Raw genomic sequence first — 6,064 nt, 5'->3', positions numbered from 1 at the left:
TTTGATAAGCCAGATATCATTGCTGCCTGCTCCAAAAGAACCTGTAATACCTCCAATCAAATATCCGCCATCAGAAGTTTGGATAACACTCCTGCCAAAATCATTTTCCGTTCCACCAAAAGTCTGATTCCAGTCCTCGACTCCATTCTCATCTGTTTTGATCAGCCAGACATCAAAACCTCCATTTCCATAAGATTGAGTGAAACCTGTAATGATAAAACCATTATCAGAAGTTTGCTGTAATGAATAACCATAATCAGTAGCACCTCCTCCATAAGTTTGATTCCATTCTTCATTACCATCTGCATCAGTTTTTAATAACCAGACATCATTCGAACCAGATCCATAAGAGTAAGTCGAACCAACCGCGATGAAACCGCCATCAGAAGTCTGATGCCCTTCATAGCAATTTTCGTTGTTCGATCCTCCAAAAGTTCTGGTCCAGACTGTATCTGGTGCAGTTGAAGCATTCAAAAATAATGTGCAAAAAGCAAGTACTGTTAAAACAAATAAATAATTCTTTTTCATTTGTATTCCTTTATTTTAATATTGTTCTTTGATGGATAAAACTTGCCTGCCTGTAGCTATCGAAAGGCAGGTTTTAAAAGGTTCTGAATAATTTCAGAACTAAAGTATTTATCTTAAAAGCAAACACTTATTCATTGCCATAGTTTTATCATCAATTTTAAACTTATACAGGTAAATTCCTGATGAAACCTTGTTATTATGTTCATCTGTTCCATCCCAGACAATTTGTTGATTTGGAAATTTGTTGATTTGGAGATTTGAGAAAGTTTTCACTTTTTGTCCCTTCATGTTGTAAATATTTATCTCTGTGTTCTCTGTGTCTCTGTTGCAAAAGAAAGAAATCGTAGTTGAGGAATTAAAAGGATTAGGAAAATTTTGAATCCGATTTAATTCTTCGAAAACAATTTCTGGTTCTGATACAGATGTCCAATTAAAATCAATATCCAGAGAAGCGTAGGTCATTGTTCCACCATTTGCCAAACCGAAACTATAAACATTCGAGCCAAAATCATTGTCATCGAGGAACATCAGATGAAGTTTACCATGACCATCACCAAGATCTTCGATAATATCTCCGGGGTAAACATAACAAGGGATCATATCAGCAAGTTCCGGTGTATCGAGAGAATTCATAAAGAACGGTTCTGACCAGTTCGCACCATTATCTCGTGAAATACAAACAGCAATTTCAGGGACGGTCTGCCAATCTTCATAACCTTCGACTCCGGCGTTAGCATATTTGGCATACAATCCATCCTGCCAGAGAGTAACGAGCCAGCCATTCTCTTCATTTTGCACAATCCTGAAATTATTATCATGAAAAGCCTGATCATTATCATAAAAATAAATGGGCCAGCCGCTTACCCAGAGAACATTTCCATCTTCATCATATTCATCAACATCTCCATTTTCATCAAGATCCCAGGGGAGCATGGGTATCATATTAGAAGGATTTGCACCTGTTGGATAAAGATCATAAAAGGTAAATGCCTGTTCATTAATGTCATAAACGAATTCTTTCGGATAAATTGCATAGGGCCAGTAAACTCCATCTCCTCCATCAGGATCATCACCTTGCAGACCAAATGCTGCGATAAACCTGATCTTGGTATTGTTATCCGTAAAAACAGCATTAAAATGATGAGAATGAATAAAGGAAAAGTAAAGATCATAGGGATTTCCATTATCATTTTCAAAGGCATATCTGCCATCCTGGTTTTGAGGATTATCAACATAGAATTTAAAGGGAGTTGAAACATACTCAAAACCATCCTCTGAATAATTATCACTATAGAAAACATAAATTTCATCTTCCGTGTTATATCCAATATAAACAGCTTTTCCGTCATCAGAAACAATAAACGAATTGAAAGGTCTGATCCATGGTTCTTCATTATGCCATTGATCCATTAAAGGATCGGTCTGGAAAGTCCAATCCAGTTCAGATTGAGCATCAAGATCAGCGGTTGTATAATCTGCATATCCCAGATAAATATTCTCGGAAGGATTGCCGGAAGGAGTATCTTGAGCAGCATTATTTGCCGTGACATAAACTCTGCGATAATCACCTCCAAGAGGTGACGGACCAACTTCAACATAGGGCCAGATAAAACCACCTTCAAGGATTGTATTATCAACAAGAGTGAATGCTTCCCGCCAGAGTCCGGGGGCTCCGAGCATGTGATAAAGATCATAAGTAAAAAGATCATTATAAGTTTCTCCTGCCTGCTGATGCCAGGATGCAAACGGATCAGCAGTTACCGGATCGAGAGCTATTCCTCCGTAACCTTCCCAGATATTGGTATTTCCTATTGGTGCTGTGGTCGAAACATCTCCTTCATTAGTAATATAGGAATAATACTCTCTTCTCTGGGCTGCGGAAGTTTCCTTAATATGATAGATCATATAAACTCCGCCTGCAGTATATCCGAAAGGTTGAGAAATTTCCGGTTGTATCCTGACTGGAATACTGTTATAACTTCCGGGCATATAGTCAAAATAACTGGGAGTCAGGGCTGTCGGATCAGTAAAAAACTCGTAAGTAGGAACATCTCTCGAACGGGAAATGGGTCTGCCTTTTTGTTCGGTCATAGCTTTTTTATCGAATGTTGACTGCATCAATTCAGCTATCAGGCAATTCATTAGGATAATTGTTAATAAGAAAATAACAACTTTTTTCATCATAACCTCCTGCTTTTTGTATTGTCCTTATTTTTGCATAGAAAAAAGAAATTGGTGTTTTTTTTGTCAATGAGAATGTTTTGAATCTGCCACAAAGACGCAGAGGCACGAAGGAAGCAAAGCAAACCTTGAAAAAGTTTATTCCTGCTGAACTTTTTCATTGGTTAATTTTCGTGTTAATTAGTGCAAATTCGTGGTTTCCTTTTATACCTTCCACATCACATTCTGATCTTTCTTCTGATCGACATCACAATGGATTCCGTTATGTTTATGATATATTCCGATCCTTTTGAAACCTGCGAGCATCAATGATTTGATGATAATAAACCTTTCCGTGGAATTCTTCACCCTTAAATCTGCGGCAGTACATTTAATAGAATTGGAAGCGATATGCGAACTGGTTGCTGAACCTCCGACATCAGCATTATGGCTTTCACAGCTGCATCCTCTTTCGATGCGGAACGGAACTCCTTTTGTATGACCGAATTCCGTTTTGGTTATCTTACGGCTGATGTCTCTTGCTTTCTGCAGTTTCTTTACCAGGTCAGCAGAAACATTGTTTGTTCCGCAACCACATTTACAGGTGAATTCTGCTTCTTTGAAATCTGGGTATTCTGACCAGTTAATGGATGGCATGATTAACTCCTTTGAATAAAATCATAATTGAGTCCACTCTAAAAACCTTTTTTTTTCATCCATAATATCAAAAAAATGAAACCTGAAATAAAAAGCAATAAATTTATTAAAAAGTGCTGAAAAGACTTTACTAATTGGGCGTCATCAATAGATTTGCTCCGAGTTTGAAAATAATTTTCGGGGAATAAAAAATGTATCCTAGAAATGAGAAACATATCCAGAAGGATTTATTTGATCTTGATCCGTTTTCGATGCTTGAACTTCAGAAAGGAATCGAGAAAACGGAAGAATATTTTTTCTATCAAACCATCTTTTCTCAAATAAATGAAGATCTTTTCGCACCTTTATTTTGTAAGGACAATGGTCGTCCGAATTCTCCTGTAAATTCGATGGTAAGTACTTTAATTCTAAAAGAGAAGCGTAATTGGACTTACGATGAAATGTTCAAAGAAATTAAATATGATCTTCTTGTCAGAGCAGCCCTCGGTCTTTTTTCATTTTCCGGTATGCCTTTTAATCAAGCCACTTTTTTCAATTTTCAGAATCGCTTAAAAGAATATGAAGAAAAAACTAATATAAATTTGTTTGATACGGTTTTTGATGAACTCACAGCGGAGCAGATCAAGAAACTGAAGATCAAGACCAATATTGCCAGAACCGATTCTTTTATGATCGATTCCAATATCCGTTCATACGGACGCCTGCAACTGTTAATAGAAGTAATTCTTCGTGTTTATCGCATTTTATCCAAATCAGATAAGAAGAAGTTCAGCGAGCAGTTTTCATCTTACAAAGATACTGATTCCGAGCATTATATCTACCGGCTCAAAGGTTCTGATCTACCTCACGAATTATCCGGAATAACTTCTTTGTATTATTGGATAAAACTCAATTTACCATCGAGATACCATTCAAAAAACGAGTATAAAATCTTTCTTCGCGTTTATGATGAGCATTTCGAATTGGATGAGAAGGATCAGTTTCAAATGCGTGCCAACTCCGAAATAAGCAGTAATAGTCTGCAATCACCGGATGATCCTGATGCTACTTATCGCAAGAAACGAGGAATAGATTATCATGGTCAGGTTTGCAGTGTGATCGAGACCGCAAATCCGAAAAATGATCTGAACTTGATCACGGATGTGACAGTCGCTTCCAACAATACGGATGACAGCAAGATCCTCAATGATCGGTTGGATAAGATTGGAGAAAAATTACCTGATTTGGAAGTTTTTTAAAATTGTGATGTCCATAAACAAAATAAAAAAGTAACGATACATAAAATATATGTAACGGTCAAAAATATTTATGGAACAGTCCAAAACATTTATGAGGGTGTTCTAAAAAAATAAAGGAGGAGTAAAAAATGTTACGGAAAGTAATGATTATGCTAATAATAATGACAGGAGCTTATTTAATGGCAGAAAATCCAAAAGTAACGATGCAGACAAATTATGGAGATATCGAACTGGAATTGTTCCAGGACATTGCTCCCAAAACAGTGGAGAATTTTATCGGATTAGCGACCGGAACCAAAGAATGGACTGATCCGGAAACTCATGAAATGGTGAAAAAACCTTTTTATGATGGAATTATCTTTCATCGTGTGATCAAAGATTTCATGATCCAGGGAGGATGTCCTCTCGGAACAGGAACAGGCGGTCCCGGCTATAGCTTCGAAGATGAATGCTATGATGATTCCGGAGAAGAGATGACCGGAGAGATAAATGATGACACAACAGCGATGCTTATCTTTCAACAGGTTCTTATTCCCTATATGCAAAAAACAAATAACACACCTGAACAAGATGCGGAAATAAAAGCGATTGTGGAAGCATGTGTCACTGCTCAAAATGGAGATGCGATCAAAGGCAAAACAGTCGAATATTTTAAGGAAAAGACAGAATTTGATAAGGAATTAAAGACTCCCGGAAAATTGAAAGCTACTGTTGATTATGGAACGATCTGCATGGCAAATTCCGGACCGAATACGAACGGTTCGCAATTCTTTATTGTGACAAAAAAAGAGGGCTGCGACTGGTTGAATGGGAAGCATACTGTTTTTGGAAAGGTGCTTTCCGGAATGGATATTGTTCATAAGATCGAGAACCTGGAAAAAGGTGAAGGAGATAAACCATCAGAAGAAAATAAGGCGGTTATTGAGAAGATTATCGTGAAGTAAGTTCGTTTTGAAACTTGCCAAATCTTTGAGATTTGGTAAGTTTAAGATCTAAAATACTTGAGTTAAGATTTGCTTCAGCTGATCTTGACTTAAGTATTTAAACTTATATTCCAACATTAGATTGGTTTTCCAACACATTCGTTTGGTCAACCAAAATATTCGAATGGTTGTTAAAAACTTAAATCAAGAGAGACAAATCTCTATTAATTCAAGTTTTTACCGAAGAAGGATCATCTTCTTCACTTTAGAATAATCTTCCGTCTCAAGTTTATAGAAATAAATTCCGGATGAGACTGATTTCTGATTATTATTTGTTCCATCCCAGACAATTTGTTTGAATCCTTTCTCCTGCTTCTCATCGATCAAGGTTTTCACTTTCTGTCCTTTTATATTATAGATAACAAGTTTCACATCACTATCGATAGGAATTGCATAAGAAATATGAGTTTGAGGACTGTGTCCGGCTCCTGACGGATTGAACGGATTCGGATAATTCTGCGATAAGGAATATTCTGCAGGAAATTCCAATTCATTATC

Annotated in this window: 6 protein-coding genes; 2 read left to right on the top strand and 4 right to left on the bottom strand. The window is 36.9% G+C overall.

Annotated features, from left to right (window positions below; translation table 11 throughout):
- The 3 genes from ENL20_04880 to ENL20_04870 form a co-directional block, all read right to left on the bottom strand.
- Window positions 1-528, bottom strand: a 528-nt coding sequence (locus ENL20_04880) for a hypothetical protein (GenBank protein ID HHE37890.1), incomplete at its 3' end; no start/stop codon positions are given.
- 108 nt (window positions 529-636) lie between these two features.
- Window positions 637-2,712, bottom strand: coding sequence for a T9SS type A sorting domain-containing protein (locus tag ENL20_04875; GenBank protein HHE37889.1), 2,076 nt, complete (start codon window positions 2,710-2,712; stop codon window positions 637-639).
- 201 nt (window positions 2,713-2,913) lie between these two features.
- Window positions 2,914-3,345, bottom strand: coding sequence for a peptidase M15 (locus ENL20_04870; protein ID HHE37888.1), 432 nt, complete (start codon window positions 3,343-3,345; stop codon window positions 2,914-2,916).
- A 191-nt stretch (window positions 3,346-3,536) separates the two neighbouring features.
- On the opposite strand from ENL20_04870, the gene ENL20_04865 reads away from it, so the two are divergent.
- Together ENL20_04865 and ENL20_04860 are read left to right on the top strand one after the other, a co-directional pair.
- Window positions 3,537-4,583, top strand: coding sequence for a hypothetical protein (locus tag ENL20_04865; protein HHE37887.1), 1,047 nt, complete (start codon window positions 3,537-3,539; stop codon window positions 4,581-4,583).
- Window positions 4,584-4,711: 128 nt separating this feature from the next.
- On the top strand, window positions 4,712-5,527 hold the full coding sequence (locus tag ENL20_04860) for a peptidylprolyl isomerase (protein ID HHE37886.1): 816 nt from the start codon (window positions 4,712-4,714) through the stop codon (window positions 5,525-5,527).
- A gap of 216 nt (window positions 5,528-5,743) precedes the next feature.
- On the opposite strand, the gene ENL20_04855 is transcribed toward ENL20_04860, so the two are convergent.
- Window positions 5,744-6,064: T9SS type A sorting domain-containing protein (locus ENL20_04855; protein ID HHE37885.1), on the bottom strand; the 321-nt coding region annotated here is incomplete at its 5' end.

This window comes from Candidatus Cloacimonadota bacterium, assembly GCA_011372345.1.
GTDB lineage: Bacteria > Cloacimonadota > Cloacimonadia > Cloacimonadales > TCS61 > DRTC01.
This window is presented reverse-complemented; position numbering and strand designations above follow the sequence as displayed.